Source organism: Halolamina sediminis (genome assembly GCF_001282785.1).
Lineage (GTDB): Archaea > Halobacteriota > Halobacteria > Halobacteriales > Haloferacaceae > Halolamina > Halolamina sediminis.
In genome coordinates, this window is sequence record NZ_CVUA01000001.1 from 2,746,046 (window position 1) to 2,766,411 (window position 20,366).

The 20,366-nt window shown below is 68.9% G+C and carries 20 protein-coding genes and 1 tRNA gene; 9 read left to right on the forward strand and 12 right to left on the reverse strand.

Annotated elements, in window-relative coordinates:
* The first annotated feature begins 27 nt into the window (after positions 1 to 27).
* Positions 28 to 4,062: a pentapeptide repeat-containing protein gene (locus BN1959_RS13775; protein WP_053949194.1), complete on the forward strand. Its 4,035-nt coding sequence runs from the start codon at positions 28 to 30 to the stop codon at positions 4,060 to 4,062.
* 1 nt (position 4,063) lies between these two features.
* Here the strand turns inward: BN1959_RS13775 and prs are convergent, their stop codons facing one another.
* The 4 genes from prs to BN1959_RS15305 all read right to left on the reverse strand — a co-directional run bounded on the left by prs (position 4,064) and on the right by BN1959_RS15305 (position 7,457).
* Positions 4,064 to 4,930, reverse strand: coding sequence for a ribose-phosphate diphosphokinase (gene prs, locus BN1959_RS13780; RefSeq protein WP_053949195.1), 867 nt, complete (start codon positions 4,928 to 4,930; stop codon positions 4,064 to 4,066).
* Between the two features lie 53 nt (positions 4,931 to 4,983).
* Positions 4,984 to 5,844, reverse strand: coding sequence for an HVO_0234 family beta-propeller protein (locus tag BN1959_RS13785; protein WP_053949196.1), 861 nt, complete (start codon positions 5,842 to 5,844; stop codon positions 4,984 to 4,986).
* A 187-nt stretch (positions 5,845 to 6,031) separates the two neighbouring features.
* On the reverse strand, positions 6,032 to 6,664 hold the full coding sequence (locus BN1959_RS13790) for a hypothetical protein (RefSeq protein ID WP_237560349.1): 633 nt from the start codon (positions 6,662 to 6,664) through the stop codon (positions 6,032 to 6,034).
* 46 nt (positions 6,665 to 6,710) lie between these two features.
* Entirely contained in the window at positions 6,711 to 7,457 is a 747-nt protein-coding gene (locus BN1959_RS15305) for a hypothetical protein (RefSeq protein ID WP_237560350.1), read from the reverse strand.
* 456 nt (positions 7,458 to 7,913) lie between these two features.
* Here BN1959_RS15305 and BN1959_RS13800 point away from each other — a divergent pair, with 456 nt between their 5' ends.
* The gene (locus tag BN1959_RS13800; RefSeq protein WP_053949198.1) at positions 7,914 to 8,495 is read left to right on the forward strand and encodes a DUF7344 domain-containing protein; all 582 of its coding nucleotides are present in this window, start codon (positions 7,914 to 7,916) and stop codon (positions 8,493 to 8,495) included.
* A 24-nt stretch (positions 8,496 to 8,519) separates the two neighbouring features.
* On the opposite strand, the gene BN1959_RS13805 is transcribed toward BN1959_RS13800, so the two are convergent.
* The gene (locus BN1959_RS13805; RefSeq protein WP_053949199.1) at positions 8,520 to 9,212 is read right to left on the reverse strand and encodes a type I 3-dehydroquinate dehydratase; all 693 of its coding nucleotides are present in this window, start codon (positions 9,210 to 9,212) and stop codon (positions 8,520 to 8,522) included.
* 79 nt (positions 9,213 to 9,291) lie between these two features.
* Between BN1959_RS13805 and BN1959_RS13810 the strand changes: the two genes are divergently transcribed.
* Together BN1959_RS13810 and yjjX are read left to right on the forward strand one after the other, a co-directional pair.
* Positions 9,292 to 10,041: a cobalamin-binding protein gene (locus tag BN1959_RS13810; protein WP_053949200.1), complete on the forward strand. Its 750-nt coding sequence runs from the start codon at positions 9,292 to 9,294 to the stop codon at positions 10,039 to 10,041.
* A 44-nt stretch (positions 10,042 to 10,085) separates the two neighbouring features.
* Positions 10,086 to 10,604 carry an inosine/xanthosine triphosphatase gene (gene yjjX, locus BN1959_RS13815; RefSeq protein ID WP_053949201.1) on the forward strand — a complete coding sequence of 173 codons (519 nt, stop codon included), beginning with the start codon at positions 10,086 to 10,088 and terminating at the stop codon, positions 10,602 to 10,604.
* Between the two features lie 729 nt (positions 10,605 to 11,333).
* On the opposite strand, the gene BN1959_RS13820 is transcribed toward yjjX, so the two are convergent.
* Positions 11,334 to 13,208: a flippase-like domain-containing protein gene (locus BN1959_RS13820; RefSeq protein WP_079978713.1), complete on the reverse strand. Its 1,875-nt coding sequence runs from the start codon at positions 13,206 to 13,208 to the stop codon at positions 11,334 to 11,336.
* 205 nt (positions 13,209 to 13,413) lie between these two features.
* Here BN1959_RS13820 and BN1959_RS13825 point away from each other — a divergent pair, with 205 nt between their 5' ends.
* A complete protein-coding gene (locus tag BN1959_RS13825; RefSeq protein WP_053949202.1) occupies positions 13,414 to 13,662 on the forward strand; it encodes a DUF7123 family protein in 249 nt (82 codons plus the stop codon).
* 1 nt (position 13,663) lies between these two features.
* On the opposite strand, the gene BN1959_RS13830 is transcribed toward BN1959_RS13825, so the two are convergent.
* Entirely contained in the window at positions 13,664 to 13,960 is a 297-nt protein-coding gene (locus tag BN1959_RS13830) for a DUF7577 domain-containing protein (protein ID WP_053949203.1), read from the reverse strand.
* Positions 13,961 to 14,030: 70 nt separating this feature from the next.
* A complete protein-coding gene (locus tag BN1959_RS15390; protein WP_053949204.1) occupies positions 14,031 to 14,630 on the reverse strand; it encodes a winged helix-turn-helix transcriptional regulator in 600 nt (199 codons plus the stop codon).
* Between the two features lie 97 nt (positions 14,631 to 14,727).
* Between BN1959_RS15390 and BN1959_RS13840 the strand changes: the two genes are divergently transcribed.
* Both BN1959_RS13840 and BN1959_RS13845 read left to right on the forward strand, forming a co-directional pair.
* On the forward strand, positions 14,728 to 14,922 hold the full coding sequence (locus tag BN1959_RS13840) for a DUF7312 domain-containing protein (RefSeq protein ID WP_053949205.1): 195 nt from the start codon (positions 14,728 to 14,730) through the stop codon (positions 14,920 to 14,922).
* 92 nt (positions 14,923 to 15,014) lie between these two features.
* Positions 15,015 to 15,926: a PhzF family phenazine biosynthesis protein gene (locus tag BN1959_RS13845; RefSeq protein ID WP_053949206.1), complete on the forward strand. Its 912-nt coding sequence runs from the start codon at positions 15,015 to 15,017 to the stop codon at positions 15,924 to 15,926.
* A gap of 42 nt (positions 15,927 to 15,968) precedes the next feature.
* Here BN1959_RS13845 and BN1959_RS15165 read toward each other — a convergent pair whose 3' ends face one another.
* On the reverse strand, positions 15,969 to 16,139 hold the full coding sequence (locus BN1959_RS15165; protein ID WP_202594695.1) for an HVO_0758 family zinc finger protein: 171 nt from the start codon (positions 16,137 to 16,139) through the stop codon (positions 15,969 to 15,971).
* A 259-nt stretch (positions 16,140 to 16,398) separates the two neighbouring features.
* Between BN1959_RS15165 and BN1959_RS13850 the strand changes: the two genes are divergently transcribed.
* Together BN1959_RS13850 and BN1959_RS13855 are read left to right on the forward strand one after the other, a co-directional pair.
* Positions 16,399 to 17,697, forward strand: a complete 1,299-nt coding sequence (locus BN1959_RS13850) for an MFS transporter (RefSeq protein WP_321164393.1) — start codon at positions 16,399 to 16,401, stop codon at positions 17,695 to 17,697.
* A gap of 58 nt (positions 17,698 to 17,755) precedes the next feature.
* Entirely contained in the window at positions 17,756 to 18,937 is a 1,182-nt protein-coding gene (locus BN1959_RS13855) for a 3-dehydroquinate synthase II (protein WP_053949207.1), read from the forward strand.
* A 731-nt stretch (positions 18,938 to 19,668) separates the two neighbouring features.
* On the opposite strand, the gene BN1959_RS13860 is transcribed toward BN1959_RS13855, so the two are convergent.
* The 3 genes from BN1959_RS13860 to BN1959_RS13870 all read right to left on the reverse strand — a co-directional run bounded on the left by BN1959_RS13860 (position 19,669) and on the right by BN1959_RS13870 (position 20,366).
* A tRNA-Ser gene (locus BN1959_RS13860) sits at positions 19,669 to 19,750 on the reverse strand.
* A gap of 27 nt (positions 19,751 to 19,777) precedes the next feature.
* A complete protein-coding gene (locus BN1959_RS13865) occupies positions 19,778 to 19,984 on the reverse strand; it encodes a hypothetical protein (RefSeq protein WP_053949208.1) in 207 nt (68 codons plus the stop codon).
* A 1-nt stretch (position 19,985) separates the two neighbouring features.
* Entirely contained in the window at positions 19,986 to 20,366 is a 381-nt protein-coding gene (locus BN1959_RS13870; protein ID WP_053949209.1) for a Rid family detoxifying hydrolase, read from the reverse strand.

The window sequence follows — 20,366 nt, forward strand, 5'->3', positions numbered from 1 at the left end:
GTGTCAAGAGAGGAACGCCATACGCGTATGCGCGGGGACTGCTCGTACACGTTCGACCCGGATTCGGCATCACGGTCCGCCGACCGTGACAGTTCACTCACCGAACCGTGGTCCTGTCCCCACGACGCACACGACGAGAGCGAGTACTGCGTGGTCCACATGCCGCCCGAGGAGCGCGAGGAGCGCGGCGTCGACGACCGCGATGTGGCAGCAGCCGTCGAACGCACGGCGGAGTCGGCAGGGCGCGAGCGGAAACAGCTGATCGGCGGGAACTTCGCGGATCTGGATCTCTCGTATCTGGTGGTGGAGACGGGCGACCAGTTCCCGCTCGACCTCCGGCACGCGACCGTCTCCGGGACGCTGTCGTTGGCGACGGCGGAGTTCCGTCAGCCGCTTGACCTCCGGCACGCCTCGATCGGGGACGTGGCGTTCGAGGAGGCCGTGTTCCGGGAGTCCGTCGACGTCTCCGACGCGACGGTCGAGGGGGAGTTCGACGCCGCACACGCGACGTTCGCGGGGGACGTGGACCTGATCGGCACCCACTTCGAGGGCGCCGTCTCGCTGGAGGAGGGACGGTTCCACGGCGACACCTGCCTCCGGTTCACCGAGTACGACGAGCCCGCCGTCTTCGACGGGGTCGAGTTCCGCGGCGACGCCAACCTGCTCGACGACGACGCCTGTCTCGAGGAGGCCGTGTTCCACGACCGCGCCTCTTTCCGGAAGGCGGAGTTCCGGTACGCCGACTTCGTCGGCGCCACTTTCGAGGGGGTCGCCGACTTCGACGAGGCGACGTTCACCGGCGACGGCGAGTTCCGGGAGACGCGGTTCGAGGCCGACGCCTCGTTCCGCGGGGTCGAGTTCCGCGGGGACACGAACGTCGAGATCGACGACGCGGACTTCAGCGGCGCGGCGTTCGGCGGCGACGCCGACTTCACCAACGGGCAGTTCGCCCTCGGGAACTTCGCGGGGGCGACGTTCGCCGGCGAGACGCTGTTCACCGAGGCCGCGTTCGACGAGGACGCCGACTTCCGCGGGGTCGCGTTCGAGAGCGACCTCGACTTCACGGAGGCGCGGTTCCGCGAGGACGCCGATCTCTCGGGCGTCACCGTCGGCGGCGAGGCCACGTTCCGCGGGGTCGAGTTCCGCGGCGGCGACAACGTCGACGACGACGACGTGAGTTTCGAGGGCGCCGCCTTCGCGGGCCCCGTCGACTTCCACGCCGCCGAGTTCCGGTACGCCGACTTCCGGTCGGTCGAGTTCGAATCGACGGCGGCGTTCGTGGCGGCGACGTTCGCTGGCGACGCGCGGTTTGCGGACGCGACGTTCGCCGACGCGATCGAGTTCGAGGAGGCCCGCTTCCAGGACGACGTCGACTTCGCCGCCGTCGACGTCGGCGGCGACGCCTCGTTCCGGGGCGCGGAGTTCCACGGTGGGGCGCGGATCCGGACCGACGACCTGCGCTTTACCGACGCGACGTTCGCGGGCGACGTGACGTTCGAGCGGGCGGCGTTCCGATCCGCCAACTTCGAGGACGTCGCAGTCGCCGGCGACGCCGACTTCGACGAGGCGGTGTTCGACGGGGAGTTGACGCTGACGGGCGCGTCGTTCGACGGGGCGCTCGTGTTCGCCGAGGCGCGGTGTAACGCCGACGTGGCGCTGGACGAGGTGACCGTCGGCGGCTCCGCGAACTTCGAGGGCGTCGAGTTCCGCGGCGGCGACAACGCCCGCGACGACGACGTAACGTTCGCGAACACCACGTTCGCGGCCGATGCCACGTTCGAGAACGCCGCCTTCGAGTACGCGGAGTTCTCCGGCGCCGCCTTCGGCGACGACGCCGTCTTTCAGAACGTCCGGTTCGGACAGGACACGTACTTCGAGGGCGTCGAGTTCCGGGGCGACGTGGACCTGAACGAGACGCGCTACGGGGAGGACGCCTCCTTCGAGGGGGCGACGTTCGCGGGCGAGGTCTGCTTCCGCGGCGCGGAGTTCCACGGCGGCGACAACGTCGAAGAAGACGACGTGCGCTTCGTCGACGCCACGTTCGAGAGCCACGTCGACTTCGAGGGTGCACAGTTCCGCTACGTCGACTTCACGAGGGCGACGTTCCACGCGGCGGCCGACTTCGAGGACACCGTCTACGAGGCGGGTGCCGTGTTCGAGTCGGTCAGGTTCGACGCCGGCGTCTGGTTCACGGAGGCACGATTCCGCAACGACGCCTCCTTCGAGGGGGTGACCGTGCAGGGCGACTGGGACGGCGACGAGGTCTGGTACACGGAGTCGCCGCCGGAGGAGGAGATCGGCGGCCAGCGCGATCCCGAGGCGTGTTTCCGCGGGGTGGAGTTCCACGGCGGCGACAACGTCGACGAGGACGACGCCCGGTTCGTCGACGCCGCGTTCGCGGTGCCGGCGACGTTCCACCGCGGCCAGTTCCGGTCGGCGAACTTCGAGGGCGTCGAGTTCGGAGCGCCGGCGGACTGTTCGTTCGCCGAGTTCGGCCGCCACGCCAACTTCCGCGACGCCCGCTTCGACGCCAGCGCCGACTTCGACGAGGTCCGCTACGAGAGCGACGTCTGTTTCGCGGCGGCGACGTTCGAGGGGCCCGCACGGTTCCGCGGCAGCGAGTTCACCGGCGGCGCCTACACCGTCGAGGACGCCGACTTCGAGGGCGTGGGGTTCCGGGACGACGTGACGTTCAGCTACACCGAGTTCAGACAGGCGAGCTTCGCCGACGCCGCGTTCGAGGCGACCACCGAGTTCACGGAGACAGCGTTCTCGGACACGGTGACGTTCGAGGGGGCGACGTTCGACGGCGAGGCCTCGTTCGCCGAGGCGACGTTCGAGGACACGCTCGACGCCTCCGAGACGGTGTTCGGCGACGACGCTCGCTTCGTGAAGGCCGTGTTCGAGGACGAGACGACGTTCGAGGGCGCGCGGTTCGAGGGGCCAGCGGCGTTCGCCGCCACCGAATTTCAGGCGACGGCGAACATGCACGAGGACGACGCCAACTTCCGGGCGGCGGCGTTCGAGGCCGAGGCGAACTTCGCCCAGAGTCGCTTCGAGTACGCGACGTTCGCCCAGACGACGTTCGACGCCGGCGCGACGTTCAGACGCGTCGTGTTCAAGCAGTCGGCGACGTTCCGGCCCCGCACCAGCGACGGCGAGCCGACGCTGCTCTCGTTCAACCGCGCGGTGGTCGGCGGCGGAGTGCTCGGGCAGACCGAGGACAGCGTCGCGTTCTACGACTTCACCGGCGGCGAGATCCACGACGTTCGACTCGACGACAGCCACTGCGAGCATCCGCTGTTCGACCACTTCCGGTTCTGCAACACCGACTTCGTGGGGTTCGACTTCAGCGCCCACAAGGCCCACCTCGCACGGAACAACTGGGTGATCCACGAGTTCGCCGCCGACCCGTCGCTGCTACCCACGGGCGAGGCAGCGACGATCACCGACCCGGCGACGCTGGAGAACACGTACATGAAGGCCAAGAAGTGCGCGAAGGCCGACGGCGACACCAAAGCCGCCGCGGAGTTCTTCCTCCGGGAGATGACGTACCGGCGGAAGAAACACTGGCACGTCGCCTTCGGGAGCGACGACGACGAGACGGCGAGTTCCGCCCGTCGGGACGTCGACGTCGCGACCATCGCGAGCGACCTGAACGACCGGACCCGGGTCACGACCCGGCTCAAGGCGTTCGGCAAGTGGGCGGGCAACACCACCCTCTACCAGACGTGTGGCTACGGGGAGCGCCTCTGGCGGATCGTCTACATCTCCACGATCGCCGTCGTGTTCTGGGGGATCCTCTACACCCTCACCGCGACCACCACGTCGGAGACGGGGACGCTCCAGGGGATCGAGGACGCCGGCCACCTAGCGTCGGTCGACGGACTACTCGTGATCGCGGAGAACCTCTACTTCTCGACGGCGACGTTCATCACGCTCGAGTACGTCGGCTCGCCCTCGAGCGAGCTCACGCGCTGGCTCGCGAGCATGGAGGCGTACTTCGGCGCGCTGCTGATCGCGCTCGTCGTGTTCGTCCTCGGCCGGCGCGTGGCCCGGTAAGTCAGACCAGTTCGGCGAGCAACGGCGCGACCGACACCGCCGACACGTCGCGCTCGACCGTGTCCGTGCCCCAGATGCCGGCCAGCCCGGCCCGTTCGAGCTTCGTCCGTGCGTTGCCGACCAGCAGCGGGTGAACACAGACGACGAACGCCCGCCCCACCTCGCGACCGTGGAGCGCGTCGATCGCCTCGCTCATCGTCGACCCCGTGGCGACGATGTCGTCGACGAGCACCACGTCCCGGCCGCCCACGTCGGCGTTCCCGGGCGAGATTTCGACCTCACCGGTGTCGTAGTCCCGCTCCTTCTCGAAGTAGTCCGCGTCGCCGGCGCCGTAGGCGTCCCGAGCCCGCTCGGCGATCGCGATCGCTCCCTCGTCGGGCGCGACGAACACCGGGTCGTCGAGGTCGTCGGGCAGCGGTTCGGCCAGCCGCGGCGCCCCCTCGACGGTCTCGCAGGGCACGTCGAAGAAGTCGGCCACGTCCGGCTCGTGGGGGGAGACGAGCAGCACGCGGTCGGTACCGGTGGAGATCGCGCGGGCGACCGCGCGGGCCGAGACGGGCTGGCCCGGGGAGAACGCCTCGTCCTGCCGGCCGTACCCCATGTACGGGAGTACCGTGGTCACCTCGGTCGCGCCGGCCTCGCGGGCGGCGTCCTGGAGTTGGAGCAGTTCGAGGTGGGCGTCGCTTGTGAGCGTCGACGCGACGACGACCGCGTGCTCGCCCGCCAGCGCGTCCGCGTCGGCCTCCATCAGCGCCGTACAGCGCTCGCCGTCCGGGAACTGGTCGTAGGTCACCCTCGCGAGGTCGTGGTCGGTCGCCGCCGCCAGCCGCGCCGAGAGCGACTGGGAGTGCGAGCCCGGGAGTATCATGCGCGAGCCTCGCGCCCGCGCCGGTAAACACGTTTCCGTTGGCTCCGAGCGTGCTACTCGGTGGACTGCGGCCCGGCCGCGATCGAGCGAACCCCGGTGACGCCGATCGCGCGCGACCGCCAGCCCTCGCCGGCGTTCGCGAGTATCGAGCCCGATCCCGTGGCGGCGACGACGGCCTCGGCGGTGTAGGTGAAGTCCGTGATCCAGCCGTCAGTCGGCACGTCGAGTTCGGTCCACTCGCCGCCGTCGGTCGAGCGGCCGACGACGGTCTCGTCAACAGCGACGGCGTGGGCCTGCTCGCCGTCGGTCGCGACCGCCTCGTACTCCCCTTCGCGGGCGAGCATCCAGCCGTTGCCGAGTTCGTACAGCCCCTCACCCGTCGCCGCCAGCGGCGCGCCGCGGGCAGCAACGTCGCGCGCGTCGTCGAGGCCGGCGTGGTCGACGCCGGACACAGTGAGGCGATGCACACCGTCGGCGGCGGCGACGAGCCGGCCGTCGAGAGCACGGGGGTCGTCGACGCTCCCGAGGTCGAGCCAGTCGGCGTCCGCGATCGACGCCTCGAACTCGCCGGGCGGGAGCGGGAACCGCGCGATCCCACCCGAATCGTCGACGGCGGCGACAGACCGCTCGGGGCCGTCGACGAGCGAGACGCCCGTCGCGGGTCCGAACCCCGTCTCGTGGAACCGCTCCGGGTCGGCGTCGGGCGCAAGCAGCAGCGACTCGTCGGTCGCGAGCGCGAGCGTTCCGTCCGGACCGACCGCGACGTCCTGCGCGGTACAGCGGTGGGCCAGCGAGAACTCGCCGACGGCGTCGTCCGAGAGCTGGGCGACCACCAGCCCCTGTTCGGCGGCGACGAACACGGGCGTCGGGACGGCCGCCTCGTCGTACACCCGTTTCTCTCTGATGGTGGGCATACCCACGAGTTCGGCTCCCGGTCGGCAAAAACGGTCCCCTCTTTATCGGTTACTGGGAGATGAGTGATGCGAGCGGCTGTGTCAGCGTCGTCGTCGGTTGCGTGAGGAACGCAGGTCGGGCCCCTCGAAGCGGTAGCGGCCAGGCACTCCGCGAAGCGTGCTGATCGCCCACAAAAAATGCGTGTCGCTAGGCGGTTGTCGCCGAGAGACTCAGACTCCCGGAGATCTCGTCTTCGGTGACGCCTTCGAGCGCGTTGACTATGAACGAGACTCCAATCGACTCGCCGGTAGCCAACTGAGTGGTCAGTTGCCCCGTTATCGGACTCGTCGCGAGTCCTTCCCGTGTACCGCTTCCGCCCTTGGAAGACTGCAGTTCGAAGGCGTACTCGGTTCCGCCCTCAACATCGTCGTTCAGTTCGAAGTCGACCGTGACGAGGAAATCGTCCGCAGCCTGGTTGACGATGGCAAATGCGGACTCCAGTGAGTTCTGACCGTCGCTCAGATCCGAGGGGTCGTCGTCCGTGACCACGGAAAACGTTCCTCCGGGGAGGTCGTCCACGCCGTCGTCGCTGACGAACGCGCCGAACTGATACACCGAACTGACATTCACTCCGGGGTCGTCGCCGCCGATCGATATCGTGAGCTCGCCGCCCGTGTCCGACTGCACGCCCGAGATCGCTTCGTTCGCGACCAGTCCGACCAGGCCATCACTGTCGTCGACGACTTCGATCTCCGCCTGCCGAGAGACCTCCGCAGCGCTGAAGGCGCCGGTTCCGGAAGCCAGCGCTCCCGCACCGACGAGCCCTCCCAGCCCGACCACGACATCACGTCGATTCATGGTAGCGTTCTCCCGTTAGCGTCACCCGTTAATCGTCGGCGTCGGTGAAGTCGTCGTGACTCCCTGCACGAACGGTGAGGTCGCCGCCGAGGTCGGTACCCGTGTCGGCATCACCGACCTCGACGAGGATCGTCACGTAGAACTCCTCGCCCGAACCGATGGACGCGGAATAATCCTGATCGTCGTCGAAGATGATGCTGGCGGCCTTCTCGTTGTTGTTCGTGTAGTCACCGACAGCGAGCCCCTCCTCCTGTTCGGAGTTGTCGTCCCCGCCAGGGTAGTACGCGACAAGGAACAGTCGCGTGCCATCGGGGAACGGCTCGTCGTTGGCGCCGTAGGAGACTTCGATGTCTTTCGCACTGTTCGTCTGATTCATCACCTTGAACGCGTACTCGCCCGTGATATCTGTCGTCGTGTCGATGGCGACATCGCCGACTGACGGGGACGTCGTCGGATCACCCGGGACCTGGAAGATGTTATTGCTGTCGAGCCCGCCGAGTCCACCGACTTGGTACGTGGAGTTCGGGTTGATGCCGTCACCGCCATTGCCCGAACTGAAGTCGATCATCAGCTCGTTCTCGCCACCGCCGCCGTTGTTGGTGACGAACTCGGTGGTGCCTGCTTTGAGTCCGATGAGGCTGTTCGTGTCGTTCTCGACGTTGATATTCGCTTCCCGTCCACGGATCTCTGCGGCGGTAAACGCTCCCGTACCCGTCGCAGCCGCGGCGCCCGAAGCCAGTGCACCCAGTCCGATTACGAATTTGCGTCGTTCCATTTCTCTCACCTGTGTTCGCGCACCCCCGGGACCCGGACATCCGGGCCGGAAGTGCTCGAATAACCCATATGGAGGGTGACACTTGGTTATGAGATCCTCAACATGTTCGCTGGGCTGGCTCGATGGATGGCAGGGCCTGATCGCTGGATGACGGGCCGTTCTCGTCGGCGACAGCGAGGGGACACTGAGGCAGTGTGTTGACTCGAAGGGGCCGCTCGTCAGGATCAACAGTCCAGGCTGAAACTGGAAGGGAGAGACGGCGACGCCCTCGGTGAATACGTACAACTGATCAACGGCTCCTCTTGGGGGCGACGAGGGGGCCCATCTCCTCTCACTATACATAGATTAACAGTTAAACTATCCAATCAATTTATGGTACCTCTTCACACACTTACTCGAGAGATTCGCCGGTTCCGGACTGGGGAGATCCGGTTTCTGGCGGGGAGGTCGAAACCAATGGTGTCCATCACCGCAAACGGGGCGGAGTCGGAGCGGGCGGAGCTATCCGAGGACGACGTCTTCGAGATGCTCTCGAACCGCCGTCGGCGCTTCGTCATCCACGCCCTTAAGCACGCGGAGGGGCCGGTGGAGATCTCGGAGCTCTCCACCGACGTCACCGCGTGGGAGCTCGGCGTCGAACCGACCCGAGTCACCTACGACGACCGGCGGAACGTGTACAGCACGCTCAAACGAACTCACCTGCCGAAGTTAGCGGAGAAGAACGTCGTGGCGATCGACGACGAGGCCCATCTCGTCGAGCCGACGCCCGCGCTGGAGGATCTCGACGTCTACGTCGAAGTCCTCGACAGTCGGGAGATCCCTTGGAGCCTCTACTACGTTGGGCTCGCGGGCGTCGCCGCGGCGCTGCTGCTCGCCGTCGTCACCGGGACGCCCATCTTCGCCGCGCTCGATTCGGTTCGCGTCGGGGTGTTCGTCACGACCGTGTTCGGTGTGTCGTCGGTCGTGCATTACGTCGTTGGCCGGCGTACCCGTCTCGGGAGCACGGAGAAACCGCCCGAACTACGCGAACGGGAGTGAGGCGGCGGCCCCCACGCGGCGTCGCTACTCCGACTGGAGCCCGCTGACCAGCGCCGCCAGCGTCTCCAGATCGTACTGCCCGGGTGCGGTAGCGTCCGCGGCGTGAACGGGCGCGTAGCCGATCTTCGAGCCGTACAGCGGCGCGACGGCGCGGGTGTGCCGGCCGGCCTCGCCCATCGCCATCGTCGCCACACGTTCGCCCGCGGCGTCGGCGGCGTGGGTCGCCGACAGCAGCGCCAGCGCGTCCTCCCGATCCGTCGCTGTCACCGCGAGCTTGCCCACGTCACCGGCGGCCGCGGCCGCCGAGAGCAGCGAGCCCATCGCCCGCTCCGAGGGGGTCCGCTCGAAGTCGTGGACCGAGACGACCACACTGACGCCGCGGGACTCTGCTTCGTCGGCGACCGCCACGGCGCGCTCGGACCGTCGGAGTGCGGCCAGTTCGATATCGACCGCCGCGACGGCGTCGTTGCCCAGCACGTCGGCGAGCGCGTCGAGGCGGGCAGCCTCCGCCGCCGCGTCGCTGCCGTCGGCCTCGCCGCCCTCCCACGCAGGACGGTTCGTCACCAGTAGCGGGAGCTCGCCGTCGTAGGCCGCCAGCTGCTCGAAGGGGTCGGCCGCGAGGTCCATCCGGAACTCCACCAGGTCGGCGACGCCGCGGGCCGCCCGCTCGTCGGCGAGGTCGGCCGTGGCGGCGACGCGGGTGAACGAGTCGAACACGGTCGGGGAGTGGGGCCGGGGGATCATACGGGTTCGGGCTCCCGCGGGGTATTTCCCGATCCGGCCCCCACCACCGCCAATGCGACTCGTCTCGCTGGCCCCGAGCGCGACCGCGACGCTCGTCGCGATGGGCGCCGCCGACGAACTGGTCGGCGTCACGCACCACTGCGACCTCTCGGACGCGGCCGTGGCGCCGGAGCGCGTCGGCGGCTGGCTCAACACGGATCTCGACGCCGTCGCGGCGCTCGACCCCGATCTCGTGCTCACCAGCGACCCCCTCCAGCGTGACACCCGCGACGACCTCCGCGAGCGCGGACTCGAGGTTTACCACGCCGAACCGGAGACGCTCGACGACGCCGTCGACGGCTTCGCTGCGCTGGGTCGCGCGGTGGACCACGCCGCGGCGGGCGAACGGCTCGCGGCCGACGCGCGCGAGCGCCTCCGACGCGTCCGCGAGGCCGTCGCCGACGAGCCGCGGCCCACCGTCTACTGCGAGGAGTGGGCCGACCCGCCGATGGCCGCGGGGAACTGGGTGCCGGAGGCGGTCGACGCGGCCGGCGGCGCGTACCCCTTCGCCGACCCGGGCGAGCGCTCCGGGGAGGTGAGCCGAGAGGAGGTCGCCGCGGCCGACCCCGAGTACGTGATTCTCCACCCCTGCGGGAAAGGGGACCGCGCGGATCCGGACGAGTTCCGCGAGCGGGACTGGGGGCTCGACGCCGAGATCCACGTCGTCGACGACTCGCTGCTGAACCAGCCGAGCCCGAACCTGCTCGCCGGGGTCGAGCGACTGGCCGGGATCTTGCACGGGATCGACGAGCCGGCTGACTGAACCGGAGCCACAAAGGAAACGTCCCCCCGTCCCCGAGCGAACCCATGCGACTCGCCGTCGGCAGCGGGAACCCGGTGAAGCGGCGCGCAGTCGAACAGGCTATCGAGGGGACGCTCGAGGGTTCGACGGTCGAGGCAGTCTCCGTCGACTCCGGGGTGAGCGAGCAGCCCCGCGGCCGCGAGGAAACCGTCGCTGGGGCGAAGAACCGCGCCCGGAACGCGCTCGCGGCGGGCGAGTACGATCTCGGCGTCGGGCTGGAGGGCGGCGTCGCCGAGGTGCCCGAGACCGAGGGGCTGTTCCTGATCATGTGGGTCGCGGTGACCGACGGCGAGCAGGTGGGGCTCGGTTCGGGGCCGGCGTTCCGCCTGCCGGCGTCGATCGGCGACCGCGTGGCCGCGGGCGAGGAGCTCGGTCCAGTGATGGACGACGTGCTCGGGGAGGACGACGTGGCGGAGAAGCAGGGCGCCGCGGGGGCGTTGTCGGCGGGCGTGGTGGATCGCGACGACGCGCTGGCCGCGGGGGTGGCGGCGGCGATGGGGCCGTTCGTGACGGATCGGTACTGAGTCTGGGTTGGGTGCGTCGGAGTCGGCTTTTTCGTGAGTTCAGTCAGGTTTGGGAGCAGCAGCTCTGTTAGAGACCTCGGTCGCCCGGCCCGGCTTGGACATTTCTCGCTTGTTTCAGAGGTCAGCAACACCGTGAAAGCCCCTGCCCCTTTCAGTCCCGCCCGTAACCGCGGCCACACCCTCCCCAGCCGACGCTGCCGCGCTGGCGGCTCACCACGAGGGTTCGCCGGCGCGGGCAGCGTCCTCCGAGGGAGCAAGCTCCCTCGTGCCCTCGTTCGTTCCACTCACGAGGACCTCGCGCGTACTCGGGCAGCTGACGGAGCGGCTGCCCGCACGCGCCACCGCGGATCGGCGCGAAGCGGGCGCGGCCTCGTGCCGCGTCATCAGAAATCTTCGATTTCTGATTGGCAGACGAGAGCTTCGCTCTCGTCGACGCCTCAGCGCGAGGGACGAGTGAGCGACCGCAGGGAGCGAACGAGTCGGCTGGGGAGGCTCGTGGGCTGTGCAGTCTGGGTGGGACTGAAAGGGGCTGTCCGCTCCGGGAAGGCGGCCGACGTAAGCACCGCAGGTGAGCGAAGCGAACCGAGGAGCGCAGCGAGGCCCCCGACCGGAGCGGACAGGGGCTTTCACGGTGTTGCTGACCCCTCTCCCGAAACGTTCGAACCGAGCAGAAACGCCGCCATCAACGAACCAAACCACAACGAAACCTCTGAAAAGCCAGTATCCGAATCAAGCCGAGTCCACCGACTCGACCTCCTCCATCTCCTCGGCCTCCTCCACCGCGGTCGTCAGCGACACGTTCAGCGCGAGCATCGACACGCCGCCGCCGATCATCGTCACCACGTTCTTCAGGAAGTGATCCACGATCGCCGCACCGAGCGCGACCGACGCCGTCACCGGCGTCAGCCCCGCGACGAGCAGGGTAAAGGCGGCCTCGTACAGCCCGACGCCGCCGGGACTCAGCGGCAGCACCTTCGCGAGGTTGCCGACCGACACCGCGAAGAAACAGATCGTCACCAGCGTCGCTGTCTCCAGTCCCGTCCCGAACGCCGCGAGCACGAACACCGCGGTGATCACGTCGAGCGTCCAGATCACCAGACTCGTCGCGCCGACACGGGTGAACGCCTTCGGGTCGCCGCCGACCTGCTGGACGTCGCCGACGAACCGCTCCAGCGCGCCCGCGACGTAGTCCGCGTAGGAGTCCGAGGAGAACCGCTCGACGAGGCCCCGGATACGGTTGCGGTCCGAGCGCGCCGAGAGCACGATCCCCGCGACGGCGGCGATCGCGACCACGGCGATGCCGACCGCGACGAGCACCGCGATCTGCCCGCTCTGTGACGCCCCCGTCACCGACTCGGCGACGCGGGCCAGATCGCCCGTCGCTGCGTAGCCCAGCAGCACCAGCCCCGCGAGGACGGTGATCGTGAGCAGGTCGAACACGCGTTCGGCCGCCAGTGACGCAAAGCCCGAGGGGTAGGGGATGCCCCGGCGGGCCTTCACGACGTACGCCCGCACACCGTCGCCGAGGCGGGCCGGGAACACGAGGTTCCCCGTCTGGGAGATGAACACCGCACCCGTGAGAAAGCCCAGTTTCTCCGTATACCCCAGCTCCGCGAGGATGTCGCGGTACCTGAGCCCCCGGAGGGGCCAGGAGAGCGCGTACACGACCGCCGCGACCGCGATCAGCGTCGGGTCGGCGTCGGAGATGCGGTCCAGCACCGTCCCGTAGTCGATGTACAGCGTCGAGAGCAGGAACGCGAACAGCACCAGCAGCGCGCTGGCGCCAAGCGTCACCCACTTGTTCACCCGCGGCTGGACCGAGAGCTGCCACCACGTCCGGAGGATCTGGCTCCCCATCCCGAACACGTCCCGCACGAGGTCGACTTTCGAGTCACCCTTGGGCTCCCAGTCGACCGGGAACTCCCGCACCTCGAACCCGGCGCGCTGGGCGCGCACGAGCAACTCCGTGTCCCAGAACCAGTGGCGGTCCTCCACGTCGTCGTGAACCGCGTCGAACGCCTCGCGGGAGATCGCCTTGAAGCCGCACTGGTGGTCCCGCAGGCCGGTCCGGAGGAACAGCCGCGTCGCGGCGTTGTACCCCCGCGAGGGGATGCCGCGCTTCGCGGGCCGGTCGGCGACGTTGTCGGGCATCCAGCGCGAGCCCGTCGCCACATCTGCCTCGCCGTGCCTGACGGTGTTCACCAGCTCTTCGAGATGCTTCATGTCCGTCGCGAGGTCGGTGTCGAAGTACACCAGCGTCCCGCCGTGGGCGGCGTCGAACGCGCGCTCCAGCGCGCCGCCGCGGCCGAGCCGCTCGTCGCTGTGGAAGTGTCTGACTCCGGGGATCTCGTCGGCGAGACGGTCGGCGATCGTGGGCGTGTCGTCCTCGCAGCCGTCCTCGGCGACGATCACCTCGAACGTTCCGGGGTCGAGGAACGCTTCGAGCGTGTCGACGGTGGTCCGAACCGTCCCCTCGATCGTGTCCGCCTCGTTGTACGCCGGGAGCACGACGCTCACCTCGACCCGTGTCGGCTCGGGCGGCGCCGCGCCGTCGGCCCCCGCCGCCCGCTCGGCGGCGTCGCTCCCGTCGGCGGGGTCGTTCATGGCCGACGTTGGCCGGGGCGCGGGTAAGTAGCTTCTGAACGGGGCCGAAACGGGGAGCGCGACCGGCCGGCCGTTAGCCGAGCGTACCTGACGGCGCCACGAGGGCGGTCGGAGTGGCCGTGGTTGGGGCGAAAACCGCACGACTGCAGTGGGATTAATCCGCCGTACCAAACCCCTGAAGGGGGAACGGCCCGACCGTGGAGGTATGAGCCAAGCAGGCGTGGCGGCGACCGCGGAGCTCTCGGAGAAGCAGACCCGCATCCTGAACCACCTGCGATCGGCGGCCGGCGAGCGGACGTACTTCAAGTCACGGCTGGTCGCCGAGGAGTTGGACATGACCGCCAAGGAGGTCGGCGCCAACATGCGCGCGCTGCTCGCGGCGGACCACGGCCTCGAGATCGAGAAGTGGGGCTACTCTTCGGGCACGACGTGGAAGGTCACGCGGGCGGAGTAGCTCAGAGCTGCCGCGCACAGCCACGACAGTAGCGGTAGGCGGGATCGTTTTCGGTCCCGCAGTGGCTGCAGCGTCTGGTCCCGCCCTCGGCGGCGGCCTCTCGGGCGGCGGCGGGGCCGCTCTCGGAGAGCCGCCGCCGGTACGCCGCGCCGTCCTCGTCCTCGCCGCCCCAGATCTCGGAGCCGGCCTGATCCGGCGCCTCGTCGATCTCTATCCGGGACATCATGAACCACAGCAGCGGCACTTGTATCGCGATGGGGATCACCAACAACAGCCAGAGTACGGCTGTGTCGGGCATACGTGGGCGATAAGAGAGCCACTGTCTTATCGGTTGGGAACTGTCCACACGGAGAGACGTTCGACCGCGGTCACGGGTCGTGGCTGATCAAGTCGGCCGCATCGGCCGCCAACGCGTCCGCGGCAGCGTCGAAGGAGTCGGCGTAGCGCACGAGCAGCGAGAGCAGCGTCTCGGACTCTTCGAGCGCGTAGCCGTCCGCCCGGGAGAGCAGCCCCGCCGACTCCAGCGCGGCGGCGTGGCTGCTGACGGTCGCCCGGGAGACCCCCAGCTCGTCCGCGAGGTCGGCGCCCGTCGCGTCGGGGTCCCGGAGCAGCGCGATCACCATCCCGCGAGGCGTCGAACGCCGGAGGTAGCCCAGCGCCGTCCGCTCGAACTCGGAGAAGCGGTCGGCGGGGTAGAAGCGCCGGTAGTCGCCGTCACGCCGGGAGACGAGGCTCCCCTCCGAGAGCAGGCGCTCGACGTGGTGTTGGGTCTCGCCGGTGCCCAACTGGAGGTCGTCCCGGAGCTTCGAGAAGTGCGCGCCGGGCGTCGAGGCGACGTAGCCGACGATGGCGTCCCGGGTGTCGCTGTCGCCGGCGTCGCCGCTGAACGCCGCAAACGGCGCGGCCGCGCCGGCGGCGGCGAACCGCTTGAGCGTCGCCCGTTTCTTCTCGTCGACGCCGCGTGTCACGTGTTCTCTTGGGATGTTGGTGGACAAAGAGGTTTCGACGCCCGGGGAACGGCCGCCACCCAAACGGCTTTCCGCGCCGACGGCCTCCGTTCGGTCGATGAGCGACGCCCGCGATACCGACGAGGGCGAGGAGGAATGGGCGATCAGCCTCGCCGACCTCGAAGAGGGTGAGGAGGAGGGGGCGCGGTACGAGCCCGGGCCGATCGAGCCCGGTAACCCCACGGCCGAGGGCGTGGGGTTCGTCGTTCTCGGCGCCGCGCTGACGCTCGTGCTCCTGTTCGCCGGTTTCTGAGCCCGCCACACCTGCGGCGACCACACGACCGCCGCGGCCTCGGCGGACCCACGGCCCGTCACGTCTAAACCGGGCCGGACCGACCTCCGCTCATGGAGAGCTACCGGACGCTTCTCGTCGACGCGTTCACGACGGAGCCGCTGGCGGGCAACGCCGCCGGGGTGGTGCCCGACGCCGCCGGGCTGAGCGACGAGCAGATGCAGGCGATCGCACGCGAGCTGTCGGTCTCCGAAACCGCCTTCCTCCTCCCCTCGACGGCGGCCGACCGGAAGGTGCGCTACTTCACGCCGACACAGGAGGTCGACCTCTGTGGCCACGCGACGATCGCGGCCCACGGCGCGCTGTTCGACGACGGAACGATCGACGCCGGGAGCTACACGCTCGAGACCGAGGTCGGCGTGCTGGAGATTCAGGTGACCGACACGGGCGCAGTGTGGATGACCCAGAACGCCCCGCAGGTCATCGAGATCGACCTCGACTACGGCGCGGCCGCCGACGCGCTGGGGATCGACGAGGCCGCGTTCAAGGACGTCGGGGCGGATCTCCCGCCCGCGTACGCCTCGACCGGGCTGCCGTTCCTGATCCTCCCGGTGAACTTCCTCGAACACCTCTCGGCGATGGAGCCCGACTTCGAGGCTGTCGAGGCGCTGGCGGCGAAACACGACACCGAGGGGATCTACACGTTCACGTTCGACGCGATCGGCCGGAGTCAGGACTCGACGCTACACGGCCGGGCGTTCGTCCCCGGCCTCGGCGTCGACGAGGACCCCGTCACCGGCACCGCCTCCGGCGCCTGCGGCGCCTACCTCGACCACTTCGCGGCGTTCGACGACGAGTTCCCCGAGCGGATGACGTTCGAGCAGGGCCACTTCCTCGACCGGCCGGGCTACGTCGGCGTGCGCGTTGACGGCCGGACGGTGCAGGTCGGCGGCGACGCGATCGTGTCGCTGGACGGATCGCTGACGGTACCCGAGTACGACGAGGACGAGATCATCGAAGCCTGAGGCTTGCTCGGTGTGCCGCCGCCGTCGGCGGGCCGGTTCGGGCTAAGGGAGCTCCTTCCACTCCGTCCCGCAGTCCGGGCATTTCCGGACGTTGTACACCTCGTCCGGTGGGTTCTCGGTGGCGAGCGTCTTCTCACACCCCGCACAGTTGAGCCGCTGGTAGGTGTCCTTGTAGAGTTCGTCGTTTCGCAGCCCCTTCCGCGTGCTCTTCATACCTCCCGGTTCGGGTGCCAACGCAAAAAGGCCCCGCACGGATTCCCATTCGCTCGGGCGCCGGTCGATCGACTCGAACTGACACCGCCGCGCTATCGAGACGCGAACGGCGTTGGACGAACACATTCGATTCTTTTCACTGTGTGAAAGTTCGAGGGGTGTTTTTCGGTTTTCCACGACGGATTTCGAACGAAGCGAACGCTGTAGCGGGCGGAAAGCAGGTGACGGCACGTCGGCCCCCGATCGGAGGCTGATACGAATGCACGAGCCAGACGACGACACCTCGATATCGATCGACGACGACGAGCGATCCGGAACGCTTGACCCCACCCACCAGCAAGCGACGCGTGTGTCTCGCTCTCGGCTGTTCGGTGCGCTCTGTGGCTACGCCTTCCTCGTCAACTTCGCGCGGGTGGTGATGGCGCCGCTGGTGAGCGTGTTCATCGCGACGTTCGGCGTCGGCGAGGGGACCGCCGGGCTCGTCGCCTCGGCGGCGTGGATCGGCAGCGCGCTCCCCCGGATCCCGACCGGCTACCTGCTGACGAAACTGTCGCGGCTGACCGTCGTGTTCTCGGCGGGGCTCGTGCTCGCGGTCGGCGCAAGCGTCGCTGCCGTCGCCGGAAGCGTCCCGCTGTTGATCCTCGGCTCCGGGCTGGCGGGGCTGGCCTCGGGCCTCTACTTCGTCACGGGCAACACGCTGGTCAGCGAGCTGTTTCCCGCCCGGGTGGGCCGGATGATCGGCATCCACGGCACCGCCAACCAGGTCGCCGCCGCCATCGCCGCGCCCGTGGTGACACTCGCCGTCGGTGCGACCGTCGACTGGACGCCCGTGCTGGCCGTGCTGGGGCTCCCCGTCGACGAGCCCTGGCGGCTGGTGTTCGTCGCGCTCGCGGCGGGCGGGCTGCTCACGACCGCGGCGGCGTTCGTGCTCTCCCGGGGCGTCGACCTCCCCGACGCCGGCGCCGCCGACCGCGACCTCGTCGGTGCCGTCCGGGCTGAATGGCGGACGGTGCTGCTCGGCGTCACCGTGATGGGGACGCTCGGCTTCGCGTGGCAGGGCGTGTTCAACTTCTACCAGCTGTTCATGGAGTCCCGCGGCGTCGCGCCCGGGGTGGCTCGGAACACGCTGACGCTCGTGTTCGTCGCCGGGGTCCCGGCGTTCGCCGTCAGCGGCTCGCTCGCGGATCGGCTCCCGAAAGTGCCGTACCTGCTGGGGCTGGTCACCGCCTTCGTCGTGCTGGTGTTCGCGCTCACCCTCGCGCCGGGGACGGCGTCGCTACTCGCGGTGTCGGCCCTGCTCGGGTATACGGTCCACAGTATCTACCCCGTCATCGACTCGTTCCTGCTCGGGTCGTTCCCCGACCACAACCGCGCCAGCGCCTACGCGGTGTACAGCGGCGCGATGATGCTCGCACAGGCGCCGGGGTCGTGGTTCGTCGGGACGCTCGCGGAGTCCGGCGTCGCCTACGTGACGGCGTTCCGCGGGCTGGCCGCCGTCGTCGGCGGGGTCGCCGTCCTGCTGCTGGCGCTCCAGTGGGCGGGTCGGCTGCCGAACTGAGGTCGGGCAGGCTACAGGATTCGCCACGTTCAAGCCGCCTCACGGAGAGTGTCCCGACATGACGCGTTCCGTGTGGCTGAAAGCCGACGACGCGGTCGGGGACTGGGAAGCGCGAAAGCGACGGATCACCGCCGGCCTCGAAGCCGGGGTGGACTGGGTGCTTGTCGACGAGGCCGACGTAGGGCGGGTTCGCGAGCTCGGCAGCGTCAACGTCGCCGCGTTCAAGGGCGCCGGTGACCACGAGGCGGAGATCGTCGACGCCAGCCGCGACACCGAACCGGACATCTCCGTCGTCGGGAAGGAGGGGGAGGGCGACGGGACGGTCGACCTCCCCTCGGACTTCTCGGGTTCGGCGGATCTGACGACGCTCCGGCGCTCGGACGACCGCGCGCAGGGCTCCTACGTCCGCGTGTTCGACGAGGACTACGAGGAGTTCGCCGAGGAGGCCGCCCGCGACGCCGAGTACACTATCGTCGCCACCGAGGACTGGGACATCATCCCGCTGGAGAACCTGATCGCCCGCGTGGGCAAAACGACGAATCTCGTCGCCGGCGTCGACTCCGCCGACGAGGCCGCGACCGCCTTCGAGACGCTCGAGATCGGCGTCGACGACGTGCTGCTCGACACCGACGACCCCGACGTGATCCGCGAGACCGTCGAGGTCCGGGACCGCAGCGAGCGCGAGCGGCTCGACCTGCGCTACGCCGAGGTTCAGCAGGTCGAGGAGACCGGCGCCGCCGACCGCGTCTGCATCGACACGGGCTCGCTGCTCGAGGACGACGAGGGGATGCTCGTCGGCTCGCTCTCCCGCGGCCTCTTCTTCGTCCACGGCGAGACCGCCGACTCGCCGTACGTCGCCTCCCGACCGTTCCGAGTCAACGCCGGCGCAGTCCACGCCTACGTCCGGACGCCTGAGGGCGAGACGAAGTACCTCGCCGAACTCCAGTCCGGCGACCGCGTGCAGGTCGCCGACACCGCCGGCCACACGCGCGAGGCGATCGTCGGCCGCGTGAAGATCGAGCGGCGCCCGATGTTCCGCGTGCAGGCCGAAGTCGAGACCGAGGACGGCCCGGACGTGGTCGAGACGCTGCTGCAGAACGCCGAGACGGTGAAAGTCGCGACGAAGGAGGGCCGGAAGGCGGTGACGGATCTGGCAGCCGGCGACGAGGTGCTGCTGTACTACGAGGCGGGCGGGCGCCACTTCGGCGAGAAGATCGAGGAGAGCATCATCGAGAAGTAGGTTCGGTTGTCGGATCTTTTCGGTCAGGTTGGTCCGAGGTGGTCGGAGGTGTCGGGATCATTGACTGCGGAGGCAGCGACTCGCCCAGCAACGGCAACTTGATCGTTGACCACTTGTGACCGCACCGCCCAGTACAGTCCTCGAACCTCCCCAACCGACTCGTTCCTTCGCTATCGCTCAGTCACTCGTCCCTCGCGCTGACACGCGGCACGAGGCTGCGTGCGCTTCGCGCCGACAGCGACCGCGGTGCGGTAGCGGTGGACGCCTCGCGTCGGCGACCTGTCGCCGTCACCAGAACGCGAAGCGTTCTGGTTGGCAGACGAGAATCTGCGATTCTCGTCGACGGCGCGGGGGGAGGGGTAGGGACTCGGCGCTGCGCCGTTCACGGGAGCGAAGCTCCCGTTAGCCATCGAGGGACTCCGTCCCTCGGGCACCCGGAAGCCGTCGGCTTCCGGTGACAATCAGAAATCTCCGGTTTCTGATGACGGCCCTCGTGTCCGGCGCACTGCGGTCACAAGTGGTCATGGGAACTCCGCGGTGCCGTTCGTGGTCGCTGTACGAAGCGCTACGTCTCACGCAGGAGTACGGGAGAAACGCCAGGACTGGGATTTGAACCGGAATCAGACGGTCGACCTCGCGCTGCTCGGTCGCTGCGACTGATAGGGGTTCAAATCCGACAGCGGTTCGTCGACGCCAGCGCTCGCTCCGCTCGCGGTTGGCGTCGACAGAAACGCCAGGACTGGGATTTGAACCCAGAATCCCATAAGGGAACACGCTTTCCAGGCGTGCGCCTTACCGTTCGGCCATCCTGGCTCGGTCGAATCTACCGCCCTGTGTGGGTTAAGTCCTTCCTTTCGTCCGCAGGCGGTGCTCCGTCGCGTACGCCACGCCGGCGGTCAGCAGTCCGACGCCGACCGCGACGGCACCGATCGCCGGGATCGACACCGGCACCGGAGCGACGAGCAGTTGGTACCCCTGCACCGCCGCGAGGAAGGCCAGCAGGCCCACCGCCCCCCACAGCAGCGCCGACTTCGTTCGCGGGGTCACCTCACTCGACGCTGACGACGGCCTCGATCTCGACGCCGACGCCCTTGGGGAGCGCGCCGGCCTGCACGGCGCTGCGGGCCGGCGGCTCGGCGTCGAAGAAGCTCGCGTACGTCTCGTTCATCTCCTCGAAGTCGTCGATGTCGGCCAGAAACACCGTCGTCTTGAGCACGTCGTCCATCGACGCGCCGGCCTCCTCGACGATCGCCTCGAGGTTCGAGAGCGACTGCTCGGCCTGGGTCGCGATGTCCTCGTCGTCCAGCAGTTCGCCCTCGGGCGTCATCGGGATCTGGCCCGCGGTGAACAGGATCTCGCCGTTAGTCGTCGCCTGACTGTACGCGCCCACCGCTTCGGGGGCGTCGTCGGTGTGGATAGTCTCTTTCAC